Annotated in this window: 14 protein-coding genes; 9 read left to right on the top strand and 5 right to left on the bottom strand. The window is 73.7% G+C overall.

The genetic code is table 11. The annotated features are described in order from the left end of the window. Window position 1: 1 nt before the first annotated feature. Window positions 2-877 carry a DUF3159 domain-containing protein gene (locus tag CRP29_RS13960; RefSeq protein ID WP_097195686.1) on the top strand — a complete coding sequence of 292 codons (876 nt, stop codon included), beginning with the start codon at window positions 2-4 and terminating at the stop codon, window positions 875-877. On the opposite strand, the gene CRP29_RS13955 is transcribed toward CRP29_RS13960, so the two are convergent. Both CRP29_RS13955 and CRP29_RS13950 read right to left on the bottom strand, forming a co-directional pair. Then, window positions 878-1,558, bottom strand: coding sequence for a potassium channel family protein (locus tag CRP29_RS13955; protein ID WP_097195685.1), 681 nt, complete (start codon window positions 1,556-1,558; stop codon window positions 878-880). Beyond that, the gene (locus CRP29_RS13950; protein WP_097195684.1) at window positions 1,558-2,226 is read right to left on the bottom strand and encodes a potassium channel family protein; all 669 of its coding nucleotides are present in this window, start codon (window positions 2,224-2,226) and stop codon (window positions 1,558-1,560) included. Before CRP29_RS13950 ends, CRP29_RS13955 begins: the two co-directional genes overlap by 1 nt. A 170-nt stretch (window positions 2,227-2,396) precedes the next feature. Between CRP29_RS13950 and CRP29_RS13945 the strand changes: the two genes are divergently transcribed. The 7 genes from CRP29_RS13945 (at window position 2,397) to CRP29_RS13915 (ending at window position 9,748) form a co-directional block, all read left to right on the top strand. Further along, window positions 2,397-4,433 (top strand): APC family permease, encoded by a 2,037-nt coding sequence (locus CRP29_RS13945; protein WP_097195683.1) that lies wholly within the window; start codon window positions 2,397-2,399, stop codon window positions 4,431-4,433. Beyond that, on the top strand, window positions 4,426-5,721 hold the full coding sequence (locus CRP29_RS13940) for a class I SAM-dependent RNA methyltransferase (RefSeq protein WP_097195682.1): 1,296 nt from the start codon (window positions 4,426-4,428) through the stop codon (window positions 5,719-5,721). Before CRP29_RS13945 ends, CRP29_RS13940 begins: the two co-directional genes overlap by 8 nt. An 83-nt stretch (window positions 5,722-5,804) precedes the next feature. After that, window positions 5,805-6,035, top strand: a complete 231-nt coding sequence (locus tag CRP29_RS13935; protein ID WP_097195681.1) for a DUF4177 domain-containing protein — start codon at window positions 5,805-5,807, stop codon at window positions 6,033-6,035. A gap of 60 nt (window positions 6,036-6,095) precedes the next feature. Then, the gene (locus tag CRP29_RS13930; RefSeq protein WP_217991600.1) at window positions 6,096-6,464 is read left to right on the top strand and encodes a hypothetical protein; all 369 of its coding nucleotides are present in this window, start codon (window positions 6,096-6,098) and stop codon (window positions 6,462-6,464) included. A gap of 129 nt (window positions 6,465-6,593) precedes the next feature. Further along, a complete protein-coding gene (dxs, locus tag CRP29_RS13925) occupies window positions 6,594-8,510 on the top strand; it encodes a 1-deoxy-D-xylulose-5-phosphate synthase (RefSeq protein WP_097195679.1) in 1,917 nt (638 codons plus the stop codon). Beyond that, on the top strand, window positions 8,507-8,791 hold the full coding sequence (locus tag CRP29_RS13920) for a thiamine-binding protein (protein ID WP_097195678.1): 285 nt from the start codon (window positions 8,507-8,509) through the stop codon (window positions 8,789-8,791). Before dxs ends, CRP29_RS13920 begins: the two co-directional genes overlap by 4 nt. Before the next feature lie 96 nt (window positions 8,792-8,887). Further along, on the top strand, window positions 8,888-9,748 hold the full coding sequence (locus tag CRP29_RS13915) for a trypsin-like serine protease (RefSeq protein WP_097195677.1): 861 nt from the start codon (window positions 8,888-8,890) through the stop codon (window positions 9,746-9,748). A 111-nt stretch (window positions 9,749-9,859) separates the two neighbouring features. Here the strand turns inward: CRP29_RS13915 and CRP29_RS13910 are convergent, their stop codons facing one another. After that, window positions 9,860-11,947, bottom strand: coding sequence for a 3-hydroxyacyl-CoA dehydrogenase NAD-binding domain-containing protein (locus CRP29_RS13910; RefSeq protein WP_217991599.1), 2,088 nt, complete (start codon window positions 11,945-11,947; stop codon window positions 9,860-9,862). After that, on the bottom strand, window positions 11,944-13,149 hold the full coding sequence (locus CRP29_RS13905) for a thiolase family protein (RefSeq protein ID WP_097195676.1): 1,206 nt from the start codon (window positions 13,147-13,149) through the stop codon (window positions 11,944-11,946). The genes CRP29_RS13910 and CRP29_RS13905 overlap by 4 nt, the downstream gene beginning before the upstream one ends. A 227-nt stretch (window positions 13,150-13,376) precedes the next feature. On the opposite strand from CRP29_RS13905, the gene CRP29_RS13900 reads away from it, so the two are divergent. After that, complete coding sequence (locus CRP29_RS13900; protein ID WP_097195675.1) at window positions 13,377-14,357, top strand: hypothetical protein; 981 nt, start codon at window positions 13,377-13,379, stop codon at window positions 14,355-14,357. 388 nt (window positions 14,358-14,745) lie between these two features. On the opposite strand, the gene CRP29_RS13895 is transcribed toward CRP29_RS13900, so the two are convergent. Then, complete coding sequence (locus CRP29_RS13895; RefSeq protein ID WP_245852806.1) at window positions 14,746-15,948, bottom strand: HRDC domain-containing protein; 1,203 nt, start codon at window positions 15,946-15,948, stop codon at window positions 14,746-14,748. Window positions 15,949-15,986: the final 38 nt, after the last annotated feature.

The following is a 15,986-nucleotide window of genomic DNA, read 5'->3' as shown; positions in this document are numbered from 1 at the left end:
CGTGAGCGAGCACGAGAGCGGTTCGAGCGGCCCCGTGCCGTCCCCCGACGACGAGCGCCCGGCCGGCTCCGGCGACGACACCGGCGCGCGCCCCCTCGTCTTCGACCGGCACCTGGTGCTGGAGCAGCTCGGCGGCTGGCGCGGCATGGTCGATGCCACGGTGCCGACGCTGGCCTTCATCGTGGCCAACGGCATCGGCGGGCTCCGGCCGGGCATCTGGGCCGCCCTCGGCACCGCGGTGCTGATCTTCGCGCTCCGGCTGGCCCGGCGGGAGAGCGTGCAGCAGGCGGTCAGCGGCCTGTTCGCCGTCGGCGTCGCGGTGGCCATCGCGGCCGCCACCGGGCAGGCCCGCGACTTCTACGTCCCGGGCATCCTGCGCAACGCCGTCCTCACCGTGGTGCTGCTCGGCTCCGTCGTCCTCCGGCGTCCGCTCGTGGGCGTCATCGCGGAGTTCCTGGCGCCGAGCCACCTGGGGGCGATGGCCGCACCGGGCTCGGCGTTCCCGGGGATGCGTGGCCGGGTGGAGCGCGCCCGCGCCGCCGCGCACCCGGCCGAGCGCGATCCGGCGACCGGGCGGGCGCAGCCGGACCCGGCGCCCGAACGACCCTGGCGCGAGGACCCGCGGCTGGTCCGGGCGTACGGGTGGCTGACCGTGCTGTGGGCCGCGGTGTTCCTCCTGAGGGCCGGCGTGCAGGGCTACCTGTACCTCGGCAGCGAGGACGGCGACGCCACGGACCTGGGCATCGTCTCGCTGCTGCTGGGCGTCCCGGTCACCGCCGTCGAGGTGGTCGTGACGCTGTGGGTGGTGTCCCGGCTGCACCGGCACCGCGCGGTGGCCGGGACCGCCGAGGGGCCGGAGGAGCGGCCCGCCCCCTGATCAGGCGGTGCGTCCGCCGTCCGCCGCTGGGGCGAAGACGGTCTTCAGCTGGTCCTCGACCTCGGCGTGGGTGATGAACAGCAGCTCGTCGCCGGCCTCCAGCGGCTCGTCCGGGGTCGGCGTGATCACCCGCTGGCCGCGCAGGATCGCGCTCAGCACCGTCTCGCGGGGGAGCGGCACCTCGCGCAGCGCCCGGCCCACCCACGGGGTGTCCTCGGCGAGGGTGATCTCGACGAGGTTGGCCGCGCCCTTGCGGAAGCTCATCAGCCGGACGACGTCGCCCACGGTGACGGCCTCCTCGACCAGCGCCGCGAGCACCCGCGGGGTGGAGACGGCGACGTCGACGCCCCACGCCTCCGTGTAGAGCCACTCGTTGCGGGGGTCCTTGACCCGGGCGACGACGCGGTTGACCGCGAACTCGGTCTTGGCCAGCAGCGAGACGACGAGGTTGGCCTTGTCGTCACCGGTGGCCGCGACGACGACGTCGCAGGTGGCCAGCTGGGCCTCCTCCAGCGAGGAGACCTCGCAGGCGTCGGCCTGCACCCACTCGGCACCCGGCACCGACTTGGTGCGCACCTTGCGGGGATCCTTCTCGATCAGCATCACGGTGTGCCCGTTGCCGAGCAGCTCGCCGGCGATCGACCGGCCGACGGCGCCCGCGCCGACGATGGCGACGCGCATCAGTGCTCGCCTCCCTGGGGCCCGCGCTCGACGACCTCGTGCACCCGGCCGGTGATCTCGTCGGTCACCGCGACGACCAGCTGGTCGCCGTCCTGCAGGATCGTCGAGGCGGTGGGCAGCTGGGACTCCCCGAAGCGCACCAGCCACGCGGCGCGGGCGCCGGTGGCGGCCTCCAGCTCCGTCAGCCGGCGGCCGATCCAGCCCTCGGTGACGGTGATCCGCAGGAGCGAGACCTTGCCGGTGGGCTCCCGCCACAGCTCGCTCACCTTGACCGAGAGCAGCTCGCGGATCAGCCGGTTGACCGTCCACGGCACGGTGGCGACGCTCGGGATGCCCATCCGCTCGTAGACCTCGGCCCGCTTGGAGTCGTAGATGCGGGCGACCACGTGCTGGACGCCGAAGGTCTCGCGGGCCACCCGGGCGCTGATGATGTTGGAGTTGTCGCCGCTGCTGACCGCGGCGAACGCGCCGGCCGAGTCGATGCCGGCGTCGAGCAGCGTCTGCCGGTCGAAGCCCAGACCGGTGACCTGACGGCCACCGAAGTCGGGGCCGAGCCGGCGGAACGCGGCCGGATCCTGGTCGATCACCGCGACGCTGTGCCCGACCTCCTCGAGCCGGCGGGCGACGGCGGAGCCGACCCGACCGCAGCCCATGACGACCACGTGCACGTGCAGCTCCCACGGGACATCGCGCCGGCGGCCGTCCGCCCGCGCACCGGGCGCGAAGCTACACCCGTGACCGGCGCCGGTCCGGGCACGACCGGGCCTCCTCACCCGTGTGAGGCGCGGTACAGCACGTCGGCCCCGGACGGTGCCCCGGCGTCCGTACCATCGCCGCCGTGCCCACGCTGTCCGACCTCGGGCAACTCCCGAAACGCCTCGTCCTGGGGCGTGCCGTGCGCAGCGACCGCCTCGGCGAGTCCCTGCTGCCCAAGCGGTACGCGCTGCCGATCTTCGCCAGCGACCCGCTCTCCTCCGTGGCCTACGCCACGCAGGAGATCCTCATCGTCCTGACGCTGGCCGGGACGGCGTTCCTCTACCTGGCGCCGTGGCTGGCGGCGGGCGTCGTGCTGCTGCTGATCACGGTGGTGCTCAGCTACCGCCAGGTCGTGCACGCCTACCCCTCGGGCGGAGGTGACTACGAGGTCGCGATGAAGAACCACGGGCAGTTCGCCGGGCTCGTCGTCGCCAGCGCGCTGCTCACGGACTACGTCCTCACCGTGGCCGTCTCGGTGTCGGCCGGCACCGACAACATCATCTCGGCGTTCCCCGGGCTGAACCAGCACCGCGTGCTGATCGCCGTCGTCCTCGTGTCCCTGCTCGCCGCCGCCAACCTGCGCGGCGTGCGCGAGTCGGGCAAGGCCTTCGCCGCACCGACCTACCTGTTCATCACCGGCATCGGCGTCCTGATCGTGACCGGCCTGATCCGCTGGTTCTTCACCGACGGCGGGCTGGTCGCCGAGACGGCGCAGTACACCGTCACTCCCGAGCCCGCGTACGAACAGCTGGGCGGCCTGGCGCTGCTGTTCTTCGCGCTGCGGGCCTTCGCGTCCGGCTGCACCGCGCTCACCGGGGTCGAGGCGATCGCCAACGGGGTCCCGGCCTTCCGGCCCCCGAAGAGCAGGAACGCCGCCGCCACGCTGGTGCTGATGGGCGGCATCGCGGCCACGATGTTCGCCGGCGTCACGGCGCTGGCGCTGCTCAGCGACGTCAAGTACGTCGAGCACCCCTGCGACCTGCAGGGCTTCGCCGACTGCGAGACCGAGCCGCAGCGCACCGTCATCGCGCAGCTCGCGGCTGCCACGTTCGGCGGGGACACCTCGGTCGGCTTCTTCTACATCCAGGCCGCGACCGCACTGGTCCTGGTGCTGGCGGCGAACACCGCGTTCAACGGGTTCCCGCTGCTGGGCTCGGTGCTCGCGCAGGACAGCTTCATGCCCCGGCAGCTGCACACCCGCGGCGACAAGCTGGTGTTCAGCAACGGCATCCTGCTGCTCGCCGGGTTCGCGATCCTGCTGATCGTCGCGTTCGACGCCGACGTGACCCGGCTGATCCAGCTCTACATCATCGGCGTCTTCACCAGCTTCAGCATCGGCCAGTGGGGGATGGTGCGGCACTGGAACCGGGAGATGCGGGCCACCCAGGACCCGGTCGAACGCCGCCGGATGCGCCGCTCGCAGATCATCAACACCCTGGGCGGCACGCTCACGACCGTCGTCCTCGTGATCATCGTGATCACCAAGTTCACCCACGGCGCGTGGCTGGTCATCGTGGCGATGCCGATCCTGTTCGGTCTCATGCGGGCGATCAACAAGCACTACTCGCACGTCTCCGCACAGCTGGTCCCCGACAGCGACGCCCGCACGCTGCCCAGCAAGGTGCACGCCGTCGTGCTGGTGTCCAAGGTGCACAAGCCGACCCTCCGCGCGCTCGCGTTCGCCCGGGCCACCCGGCCCGACGAGCTGACCGCGCTCACCGTCAACGTCGACGACGCCGAGACCCGCGCGCTGCAGGCCGCCTGGGAACGCTTCGACATCCCCGTACCGCTCACCGTGCTCGAGTCGCCCTACCGGGAGATCACCCGACCGGTCATCGACTTCGTGAAGAGCATCCGCCGCAACAGCCCGCGCGAGCTGGTCGTGGTCTTCGTCCCGCAGTACGTCGTCGGGCACTGGTGGGAGAACCTGCTGCACAACCAGAGCGCGCTGCGGCTGCGTGCCCGGCTGCAGTTCCAGCCCGGCGTCATGATCACCACCGTGCCCTGGCAGCTGGAGAGCTCGATCGGCCTGGACGGCGGTGAGCGCGGAGGCCCCGCGCCGGGCGATCTCCGGCGCGGGCTCGCCGACGACACCATCGACGGCACGCCCTATGGCTGACCGCCGCGGCCGCCGTCCGGCCCGCGCGGCCGGCCCGCGGCCCGACCGCGGCGGTGGGTGGACCGGCACCGAGTTCGAGGTGACCGTGGGGCCCGTCGCGCACGGCGGGCACTGCGTGGCCCGGCACGAGGGCCGGGTCGTCTTCGTCCGGCACGGCCTGCCCGGCGAGCGGGTCGTGGTGCGGGTGACCGAAGACCGGCACCCCGGCTTCTGCCGCGCGGACGCGATCGAGGTGCTCGAGGCGTCGCCGTCCCGGGTCGATCGGCCCTGCCCGTACAGCGGGCCGGGGCTGTGCGGCGGCTGCGACTGGCAGCACGTCGACCCGGCCGAGCAGCGCCGGCTCAAGGCCGCGGTGGTCCGCGAGCAGCTGGCCCGGCTGGCCCGGCTCGACCACGTCGAGGTGGTCGTGGAGGAGCTCCCGGGCGGGCCGCTGCGCTGGCGCTCGCGGGCCCGGTTCGCCGTCGACCGCACCGGTGCGCCCGGGCTGCGCCGGCACCGCTCGCACGACGTCGTCGTCCTCGACGACTGCCCGATCACGGTGGAGCCGGCTGCGCAGGCCGTGCTGGGCCGGTCGTGGCCGGGCGCCGGCGCGGTCGACGTCTCCATCGACTCCACCGGCGCGGTGACCACCAGCCGGCTGGACCGCGCCGGGCGGGCGACGTCGAGCCGCGTGGTCCGGCCCGGTGGCGACCTGCCGGAGGAGCCGGCGACGCGGGCCGAGCGGCGCGCCGGCGGACGGGACTGGGAGGTGGAGGGCACCGGCTTCTGGCAGGTGCACCCCGCCGCCGCCGACGCCCTCGTCGGGGCGGTGGCGGAGTTCGCCGCCGTCCGGCCGGGGGAGACGGTGCTGGACCTGTACGCGGGCGCCGGGCTGTTCGGCGGAGCGCTGGCGCCGGTGGTGGGGGAGACCGGCCGGGTGGTCTGCGTGGAGTCCGACCCGGGCGCCTGCGCTGCCGCGGACGCCAACCTCGCGGACCTGCCGCACGCCGAGGTGTGGCAGGGGGAGGTCGACGCCGAGGGGCTGCGCGAGCTGCTCGAGGAGCTGGGCACCCCGCCGGACGTCGTCGTCCTGGACCCGCCGCGCGCCGGTGCGGGCCCGGCCGTGAGCCGGCTCCTCGCCGGCACCGGGGCCCGGGCCGTCGTCTACGTGGCCTGCGACCCGGCAGCCCTGGCCCGGGACGTCGCCGCCTTCGGCGAGGCCGGCTACCGGCTCGCGGGGATCCGTGGCTTCGACGCCTTCCCGATGACGGCGCACGTGGAGTGCGTGGCGCTGCTCGTCCCGCGCTGACTCCCCGGCCGGGGCGGGCGCCGGCGCGGCGCTGTGCCGCGCCCGGAATGACCCCCGGAGGGGCGGTTGGCTACGGTTGAGGTGTGCCCACGTGGGAATACGCCTCGGTCATCACAGCCAACGATGCGGAGTCGGAGCGGGCCGGGGTGAGCGTCAAGCTCCCCGGCGGTGCGTCGGAACGCCAGCAGGGCGACACCAGCACCGTGCTCAACCAGCTCGGCGGCGAGGGGTGGGAGCTGGTCAGCTACCACTCCAGCGGCGCCGGAACCTGGGGCTTCGAGCAGTTCTGGCTGAAGCGTCAGAAGGACTCATAGCTCCGTAGTCCGCGCCGCGTCGGTCGAACGCGTGTTCGATCGATGCGGCACACTGGAGTGGTGGACGCGACGGTGCCGCCGGGCTGGCCGGAGGAGGTGCGGCCCCAGGGCGCCCCCGACTGGGAGCGCACGGCCGTCGTCTGGCTGTTCGACCTCGTCCCACCGGACTACCGGGCGCACGAGGTGCTGCGCCGGTATCCGGTGCTGCTCGCCCGGTTCGCCGCCGACCACGTCGCCGCCGGGCTGGAGGCGGCCCGCGCCGGCTGGCGGACCGTCCGGGTCGAGCTCGCCGACCAGCTGCCCGCCGAGGCGATCGAGGCGGCGATGCGCGCCTACGAGCGCGAGGGCGCCCGGCTGGCCGCCGCGGCGCGGGGCGTGGAGGTGGTGGCCGGGGCGCTGCGGGGGGAGCGCTGGGTGCCGCGGCTGTAGGACGTCGCTGTGAGCTGCGTCCAGGGCGGGCTCTCGACCGGAAGAGATCCACATCCGCACGTACAGTTGACGGGCGGCGCGGACGCACTGCCGCGCACCTGCCGCCGACGGAGAGGAAGACACCGCACCGTGTCGCTCCTGCGATCGCTCTCCGGCCCGGAGGAACTCCGCGCGCTGGCCCCCGAGCAGCTCCCCGTCCTCGCCGCGGAGATCCGCGACGCGCTGGTCACCAGCGTGGCGAAGACCGGCGGGCACCTCGGCCCCAACCTCGGCTGCGTCGAGCTGACCATCGCCCTGCACCGGGTGTTCGACAGCCCGCGCGAGCCGATCGTCTTCGACACCGGCCACCAGTCCTACGTGCACAAGATGCTCACCGGCCGGACCGAGGACTTCGAGCGGCTGCGCCAGCGCGGCGGCCTGTCCGGCTACCCCAGCCGCGCCGAGAGCGAGCACGACTGGGTCGAGAACAGCCACGCCTCGACGTCGCTCTCCTACGCCGACGGGCTGGCCAAGGCCTTCGCCATCCGCGGTGACTCGCGTCCCGTCGTCGCCGTCATCGGGGACGGCGCGCTGACCGGCGGCATGGCCTGGGAGGCGCTGAACAACATCGCCGCCGCGCAGGACCGGCCCGTCGTCATCGTGGTCAACGACAACGGCCGCTCCTACTCGCCGACCATCGGTGGCGTCGCCGATGCGCTGGCCACCCTGCGGCTGCGCCCCGGCTACGAGAACGCCCTGCTGCAGGTGCGCCAGGCGCTGCACCGCGCGCCGGTCGTCGGCTCGGCGCTCTACGACGCGCTGCACGCCATCAAGAAGGGCCTCAAGGACGTCCTGTCCCCGCAGGGCATGTTCGAGGACCTCGGCATGAAGTACGTCGGTCCCGTCGACGGGCACGACATCGAGGTCATGGAGTCCGCGCTGCGGCGGGCCCGCTCGTTCGGCGGGCCGGTCATCGTGCACGCCGTCACCACCAAGGGCTTCGGGTACGCGCCGGCCGAGACCGACCAGATCGACGCCTGGCACGCGACCGGGATCTTCGACCCCGACAGCGGGGCCAGCGTGCGCAAGACCGGCCTGGCCTGGACCGACGCGTTCTCCGACGAGCTCGTCCGGGTCGGTGCCGAGCGGCCCGACGTCGTGGCCATCACCGCGGCGATGCTGCACCCGACCGGGCTGGCCGCCTTCGCCGAGCGGTTCCCCGAGCGCACCTTCGACGTCGGCATCGCCGAACAGCACGCGCTGACCTCGGCGGCCGGCCTGGCGATGGCCGGGATGCACCCCGTCGTCGCCGTCTACTCGACGTTCCTCAACCGGGCGTTCGACCAGCTGCTCATGGACGTCGCCCTGCACCGCCAGCCGGTGACCGTGGTGCTCGACCGCGCCGGCGTGACCGGTGACGACGGCGCCTCGCACAACGGCATGTGGGACATGTCGATCCTCTCCGTCGTCCCCGGCGTGCACCTGGCCGCGCCGCGGGACGAGGCGACGCTGCGCGAGGCGCTGCGGGAGGCGGTCGCGATCTCCGACGGACCGTCGGTCGTCCGCTTCCCGAAGGGCGTCCTGCCGCCGGACCTGCCCGCGCTGGAGCGCCGTGGCCCGGTCGACGTGCTGCGCCGGGGCGAGGGCGACGTCCTGCTCGTCGCCGTCGGCTCGATGGTCCCGATGTGCCTGGCCGCCGCCGAGCGCGCCGCCGACCACGGCATCGACGTCACGGTCGTCGACCCGCGCTGGGTGCTGCCGGTCTCCGACGAGCTGGTGTCGCTGGCGTCCGGCCACCGGCTCGTGGTCACCGTCGAGGACGGCGGCCGCGCCGGGGGCGTGGGCACGACGCTGACCCAGGCGCTCCAGGACCGCGAGATCGACGTGCCCGTGCGCGCGCTCGGTCTGCCGCAGCAGTTCTTCGACCACGGCAGCCGCGGCCAGGTGCTGGCCGACGTCGGCCTCACCGAGCAGGACGTCGCCCGCCGGATCACCGAGTGGAGCGCGACCCTCGGCGAGCGGCGCGAGGAGCAGGTCGCCGAGCGCGTGGACGGCGCCCAGCAGTGACGGTCATCGCGGAGATCCAGGTCGCGCCCTCGCCGCCGGGAACTCCCGAGGACCCGCACGCCCACGTCGAGGCCGCGATCGCGGTCATCCAGGCGTCCGGCCTGCGCTACGAGGTCGGCGCGCTCGGCACCACCCTCGAGGGCGAGGCCGACGCGGTCTGGGCGACCCTGCGCGCCGCGCACGAGGCGATGATCGCCGCGGGCGCGACCGGCGGGCTCTCGCACATCAAGGTCGCCTCGGTGCACCGCACGATGGACAGCCTCACCCACAAGTTCCGCTGAGCCGCGGGTTCTCACGCAGTGGACACGACGACTCGCCGCTGAGTCACCAGCCGATTACGTTTCGGATTCGTACTCGTCCTGCGAGAGGAATCCTGAATGCGCACGCGCGTGTCCGCGGTCGCCGCAGCAGCAGCCGCCGTCGTCCTGGCCGGCGCCGCTCCGGCCGGCGCCATCACCGGCGGCACCTTCGACAGCGAGAACGTCCACGACAACGTCGGACTGATCGCCTTCTACGACGACGGCCAGCGCTACCGCTGCTCGGCCACCCTCGTCTCGCCCACCGTGCTGCTCACCGCGGCGCACTGCACCTACGGCGTCGAGGGGGGCACCGTCGTCACCTTCGACAACCACCTCGCCGACGGGCCGCCGTCCCCCCTGCCCACGGCCGCGAACCCGACCGCGGGCTACCAGCCGACCGACGTCCTCCCCGAGGGGTACTCCTACGGCGTCGGCGAGTCCCACCCCGGGTACTCGGACTTCACCGACATGACGAACTGGAACGACGTCGGGATCGTGCGCCTGGCGACGCCGATCACGGACATCGAGCCCGCCCGGCTGGCCCCGGCCGGCCACCTCGACACGTTCGCCCAGCCGGCGCTGAACAAGACGCTGTTCGAGATCGTCGGCTACGGGACGCACGTGCGGAAGCCCGAGAGCGGCCCGCGGAAGCCCACGCCGGAGAGCTACCCGCTGCAGCGCGAGTTCACGACGGCGCCGGGTCAGAAGCTCACGCCGCAGATCCTGCAGGTCAACGGCAACGAGCACGACCCCCGCGGCGGCGGCGGCAGCTGCTTCGGCGACTCCGGCGGGCCGGCCTTCTCGCCGGACGACTACCTCGTCACGGTGACCAGCTACGGCTACACGTCGAACTGCCGCTACCTCGACGGGCTGCAGCGGGTCGACATCCCGGTGGTCCAGGAGTGGCTGGCCGGGTTCGGGGTCGTCCCCGCGGCCTGACCGGCGTTCCGCACGCGGCGTCGTCCTCCCTCACGGCAGAGCGTCCTCCCTCACGGTGCACGGTGAGGGAGGACGCTCGGGGATCAGGGAACCTGATCGTGGCCGCGGAGGTCAGGTGGGCAGTGAGGCCACGCCCTTCGGCAGGAACCGCGCACCGGTGACCTGCTCCGAGACACCGGACCGGTCCAGGTAGGCGGAGATGCCGCCCAGCCAGAACGGCCAGCCGGCGCCCAGGATCATCGCCAGGTCGATGTCCTGCACCGCCTGCACGACGCCCTCGTCCAGCATCAGCCGGATCTCCTGCGCGAGCGCTCCCAGCGCGCGGGCGCGCACCTGCTCCTCGGTGAGGGGTTCGTCGCCCGCGAACGCGTCCGCGAGCTCCGGGTCGATCACGCCGGGCGCGGAGAGCACGCTCGCCTTGCCCAGCTCGACGACCTTGCGCAGCCCCTCGCCGACGGCGAACCGGTCGGGGAAGGCCTCGTGCATGCGCTCGGCCACGTGCAGCGCCACCGCGGGGCCGACGAGCGAGAGCAGCTCGAACGGCGTCATCGGCAGGCCCAGCGGGTCCAGCGCCTTCTCGGCCACGCCCACCGGGGTGCCCTGCTCGACGGCGGAGGTGATCTCGCCGAGGAAGCGGGTGAGCAGCCGGTTGACCACGAACGCCGGGGCGTCCGCGACCAGCACGCACGACTTCTTCAGCTGCTTGCCGACGGCGAAGGCGGTGGCCAGCGTGGCGTCGTCGGTCTCCTCGGCGCGGACCACCTCCAGCAGCGGGAGGACGGCGACCGGGTTGAAGAAGTGCAGCCCGACGACCCGCTCCGGGTGCGCCAGCTTCGAGGCCATCTCGGTGACCGACAGCGCGGAGGTGTTGGTCGCCAGCACGCACTCGGCCGAGACGATCGCCTCGACCTCGGCGAACACCTGCTGCTTCACCGACATCTCCTCGAACACGGCCTCGATCACGAGGTCCGCGTCGGCGAAGACGTCCTTGGACAGCGAGCCGGTGACCAGGCCCTTGAGCTGGTTCAGCTTGTCCTGGTTCAGCCGGCCGCGGGCGGCCAGCTTGTCCAGCTCGCCGTGCACGTAGGCCACGCCCTTGTCCACGCGGGCCTGGTCGATGTCGGTCAGCACGACCGGCACCGTGAGCTGGCGGACGAAGAGCATCGCCAGCTGGGAGGCCATCAGGCCCGCACCCACGACGCCGACCTTGGTGACCTTCCGCGCCAGCTTCCTGTCCGGCGCACCCGCGGGTCGCTTGGCCCGCTTGTTCACCAGGTCGAAGCTGTAGAGCGAGGCCCGCAGCGGGTCGCTCATGAGCAGCTCGGTGAGGGCGTCGTCCTCGGCGGCGGTGCCGGCGGTGAACGCCTCGCCCTCGATGCCGTTGCGCGCGAGGTCCAGCAGCTCGACCGCCCGCACGGCGCCCGGGGAGGCGTTGCGGGTGCGGCCGGCGACCACGGCGCGGGCCCGCTCGATCGCGGCGTCCCAGCCGGACCGGTCGATCTCCGGCCGCTCGACGGCGACGGCGCCGGAGAGCACGCCCACGGCCCACTCGAGCGAGCGCTCCAGGAAGTCGGCCGGCTCGAACAGCGCGTCGGCGATGCCGAGCTGCGCGGCCTTCGGCCCCGGCGTCACCTTGTTCTGGGCCAGGGCGTTCTCGACGACGACCGAGACGGCCGGCTCGATGCCGATCAGGTTCGGCAGCAGCTGCGTGCCGCCCCAGCCGGGGACCAGCCCGAGGAAGACCTCGGGGAAGGCGACGACGGCGCCGCCGCTGATCGTCCGGTACCGGCAGTGCAACGCCAGCTCCAGGCCGCCGCCGAGCGCTGCCCCGTTGACGAAGGCGAACGTCGGGATCGCGGAGTCCTTGAGCCGCCGGAAGACCCGGTGCCCGGTCTCGGCGATCTCCCGCGCCTGGGTGGCGTCGGTGATCGACGGGACACCCGAGAGGTCGGCGCCTACGGCGAAGATGAACGGCTTGCCCGTGACGGCGATCGCCGCGGGGGCGGGGGAGTGCGCCGCGATCTCGTCGAGCGCGGCGTCCAGCGACGCCAGCCCGCCGGGGCCGAAGGTGGACGGGCGGGTGTGGTCGTGCCCGTTGTCCAGGGTGATCAGGGCGATCTCGCCGGCCAGGCCCGGGTAGGGCAGGTAGCGGACGAGGGCCTTCGTGACGACCTCGTCGTCGAACACTGCGTGGCTCACTTGGCGGCACCTTCCCAGTTCGGGTTCTCCCAGATCACCGTGGCGCCCATGCCGAGGCCCACGCACATGGCGGTGAGGCCGTAGCGGACGTCGGGGCGTTCGGCGAACTGGCGGGACAGCTGGGTCATCAGGCGGACGCCCGAGGAGGCCAGCGGGTGGCCGACGGCGATGGCGCCGCCCCACGGGTTGACGCGCGCGTCGTCGTCGGCGATGCCGAAGTGGTCGAGGAAGGCCAGCACCTGGACGGCGAAGGCCTCGTTGAGCTCGAACAGCCCGATGTCCTCGATGGTCAGGCCGGTGCGGGCCAGGGCGCGCTCGGTGGAGGGCACCGGGCCGACGCCCATGACCTCGGGCTCGACGCCCACGTAGCCGTAGCCGACCAGGCGCATGCCCACGTTCAGGCCGAGCTCCTCGGCCACGTCCTCGGCGGCCAGCAGGCAGCCGGTGGCGCCGTCGTTCAGCCCGGCGGCGTTGCCGGCGGTCACGTGCCCGTGCGGGCGGAACGGCGTCTTCAGCGTGCCGAGCTGCTCCAGCGTGGTGCCGGGCCGTGGCGGCTCGTCGACGGTGGCCATGCCCCAGCCGTGCTCGGCCGAGCGGGTGGCGACGGGGACCAGCTCCGGGCCGATCTTGCCCTCGGCGACGGCGGCGGCGTACTTCTGCTGGCTGGCCAGCGCGAACGCGTCGGCGCGCTCCTTGGTGAGGTGCGGGAAGCGGTCGTGCAGGTTCTCCGCGGTCGAGCCCATGACCAGGGCCGACGGGTCGACGATCTTCTCGCTCAGGATCCGCGGGTTCGGGTCGACGCCCTCGCCCATGGGGTGGCGGCCCATGTGCTCGACCCCGCCGGCGATGGCGACGTCGTAGGCGCCGAAGGCGATGCCGCTGGCGGTGGTGGTCACCGCGGTCATGGCGCCGGCGCACATGCGGTCGATGGAGTAGCCGGGCACGGACGTCGGCAGCCCGGCCAGCAGCGCCGCCGTCCGCCCGAGGGTCAGGCCCTGGTCGCCGATCTGCGTGGTGGCGGCGATGGCCACCTCGTCGACGCGGTCGGCGGGCAGGGCGGGGTTGCGGCGCAGGAGCTCGCGGATCACGCGGACGACGAGGTCGTCGGCGCGGGTCTCGGCGTAGATGCCCTTGGGGCCGGCCTTGCCGAACGGGGTGCGAACGCCGTCGACGAAGACGACCTCACGCAGCGAGCGGGTCATGGAACCTCCGGTGTCGATGCCGGCGCCCGGCGGCGCACGGCACCCCCTAAGTTACCCGCCGGTAACCGGGGCGCACGGAGGCCGTCCCCCCTGCGGGGCCAGTACGGCAACACGTGGGGGGTTTGGTGACACATCTGTCCACTGGGTTGGCGGGACTGGCGATGGACTGCCCGTACGGTCGCGCCGTGGCTGACGTTGTTCCCGACGATGCGAGGAGTAGTACCGGCGTGGCTGAGCCGACGACCGTGCCGGCCTACCGGGACACCACGGGTGCGTACAACCGGGACGGCTGGGTCAGGCTCAAGGGTCCGGTGACCTCGACCGCTGTGGCGGCCGCCGCCACCAAGCTGGCGTCTCGGCCGGAGGCGCGCCTGTTCCTCGCCGACGCGAAGGACACAGACCTCGGCTTCCTGGCCGACCTGCCGCCGCTGCACGCCTTCGAGGTGGTCCTCTCCGGCGTTCGGGATGTGTCGGCGTTGGCCCAGCACGCCGCGACCCTGCGCAGCGTGCACTTGGAGCTGGGGCGCCACCCGGTCTCGGTCGACGTGCTCGGCGCGCTGCCGCACCTGAGCCAGCTGTACCTGCGCAAGGACGGCGCCGCCCCGGTCAAGGGCGCGCCCGCCGCGATCGCGTCCGCCGCCCAGCTGGAGCACGTGGTGCTGCACAGCGTCGCCCTGCCGAGCGTGGCGCCGCTGACCGCGTTGCCGCGGCTGCGCGGCCTGGCGCTCAAGCTCGGTGGCGCGGCGGACCTCACCGCGTTCCCGGAGCTGCCGGCGTTGCGCTTCTTCGAGGCCTGGCAGGTGCGCGGCTTGGCCGATCTGCGTCCGGTCGCCGCGTCCCGGACGCTGGAGGTGCTGTACCTGGAGAGCCTGCGCCAGGCAGCGCTGCCGGACTTCTCCGGGGCGGCATCGCTGGCGCACGTCCGCATCGACAACCTCCCGATCACCGAGGGGCTCGCCGGCCTGGCCGCCGCTCCGGCACTTCGGCAGCTGCGCATCACCCGGCGCGTGTTCGACCCCGAGGAGGTTGCGGTGCTCCGTGGCCACCCGACCCTGCAGGCTGCCTTCGTTCCGCTCCGGGGTCGCGTGCCCGAGGAGGAGATGCGGCTCGGGTTGGCCTCGGTGCACGACGCACCGTTCGTTGCGTTCGGCGCCGGAGTGATGGGCCTGCCGCCGATCGGCTGGGACGGCGCCTACCTGCAGCAGTAGCGGCAGGTCAGCGGACGGCGAACCGCGCGCGCGGGCACGGCGGGGCTCGACCGGGTGATGCCGTCGGACCGGGACGGGGTTGCCGTCCTCGTCGAGCTTGCCGGACGGGCGGCTTCGTCGTCCGCCCCGGCGCGCCTCCTCAGCGGTCAGGGTCACGGTCACTCGGGCCACCCTCACCGCAGACGCCTGCCGCGGCGGCCCTGCTGGCCCTCAGCTCCGCTCTCGGCCCAGCCAGGATGTGTCACCAAACCCCCCACGTGTTGCCGTACTGGCTGCGGGGTGGATCCGGGGACCCGTCCTCCCTCACGGCGGAGCGTCCTCCCTCACCGTGCACCGTGAGGGAGGACGCTCGGGGATCAGGTCACCTGATCGTGGCTCCGGTGGGGGGTCAGGCGCGGGTGGCCGCGTCGGTGAGCAGGTCGGCGGTGAGACCGATCTGCCACTCGCGCGCGCCCCCGGCCCGCAGCACCTCGACGACGGCCTCGCGCTCGCGGGGCTCCGGCGGATTCCACATGAGCCGGCGCACGAGGTCGGGGGAGACCACGTTCTCCACCGGCACGGAGTGCTTCTCCGACACCTCCGCGAGGCCCGCGCGGGCCGCCTGCAGCCGGGTGGCCGCCGCGGGGTCGCGGTCGGCCCACCGGTTCACCGGGGGAGGGCCGTCACCGGTCCGGCTGTGCGGCGGGAGCTCGTCCTCGGGCAGCGCCTTGCCGCGGGCCAGCGCCTCGAACCAGTGCGCCACCAGCCGCCGGTTGGCCCGGCCGCGGAACACCGGCAGCTCCAGCAGGGCGCCCTCGTTCTTCGGATCGGCCTGCACCGCGGAGACCATCGCGGAGTCGGGCAGCACCCGGCCGGGGGCGATGTCCCGGCGGCGGGCCAGCTCGTCGCGGGCCTCCCAGATCGCCCGCAGCATCCCGAGCTGACGGCGGCTGCGCAGGCCATGCACGCCGGAGGTGCGCCGCCACGGATCGACCTTGGCCGCCGGTGGGCCGGCGGCGAGGATCGCCTCGAACTCCTGGCGGGCCCACTCGGTCTTGCCCTGCTCGTCGAGGATCGCGGCCAGGGCGTCGCGCAGGTCGACCAGCACCTCGACGTCGAGGGCGGCGTAGACCAGCCACTCCTCGGGCAGCGGCCGGGTGCTCCAGTCGGCGGCGGAGTGGCCCTTCTGCAGCGAGAAGCCGAGCAGCGAATCGACCACGGCCCCGAGGCCGACGCGCGGGAGACCGGCGAGGCGGGCGGCGAGCTCGGTGTCGAACAGCCGGCGGGGCGCCAGGCCGATCTCGGCGAGGCAGGGCAGGTCCTGGTTGGCGGCGTGCAGCACCCACTCGGCATCGCCGATCGCGTCCTGGAGGACGGAGAGGTCGGGCAGCGGCACCGGGTCGACCAGGCCGGAGCCCGAGCCGTTGCGGCGCAGCTGCACCAGGTAGGCGCGCTGGCCGTAGCGGTAGCCGGACGCCCGCTCGGCGTCGACGGCGACCGGCCCGGTGCCCTCGCGCAGCGCCTGGGCGTACTCGACCAGCTGGGTGGAGTTCTCGATGACCGGGGGCAGGCCGTCGCGGGGGGCGAGCAGCGGAACGGCGGTGGACTCCACCGCGGCGTCGTCCGTCGCCGTCCGGGGAGTGGGCTCGG

Origin of the sequence: Blastococcus aggregatus, from assembly GCF_900221005.1 — a bacterium.
GTDB classification, from domain to species: Bacteria; Actinomycetota; Actinomycetes; order Mycobacteriales; family Geodermatophilaceae; genus Blastococcus; species Blastococcus aggregatus.
Note: the sequence above shows the minus strand (reverse complement) of the source record. Positions and strands in the feature narration are given on the sequence as shown.

Excerpts from the sequence above, each read along its gene's own strand:
- CRP29_RS13955 (WP_097195685.1), bottom strand. The coding sequence starts at position 1,558 with ATGCGCGTCGCCATCGTCGGCGCGGGCGCCGTCGGCCGGTCGATCGCC.
- CRP29_RS13940 (WP_097195682.1), top strand. The coding sequence starts at position 4,426 with ATGGCTGACCGCCGCGGCCGCCGTCCGGCCCGCGCGGCCGGCCCGCGG.
- CRP29_RS13915 (WP_097195677.1), top strand. The coding sequence starts at position 8,888 with ATGCGCACGCGCGTGTCCGCGGTCGCCGCAGCAGCAGCCGCCGTCGTC.
- CRP29_RS13905 (WP_097195676.1), bottom strand. The coding sequence starts at position 13,149 with ATGACCCGCTCGCTGCGTGAGGTCGTCTTCGTCGACGGCGTTCGCACC.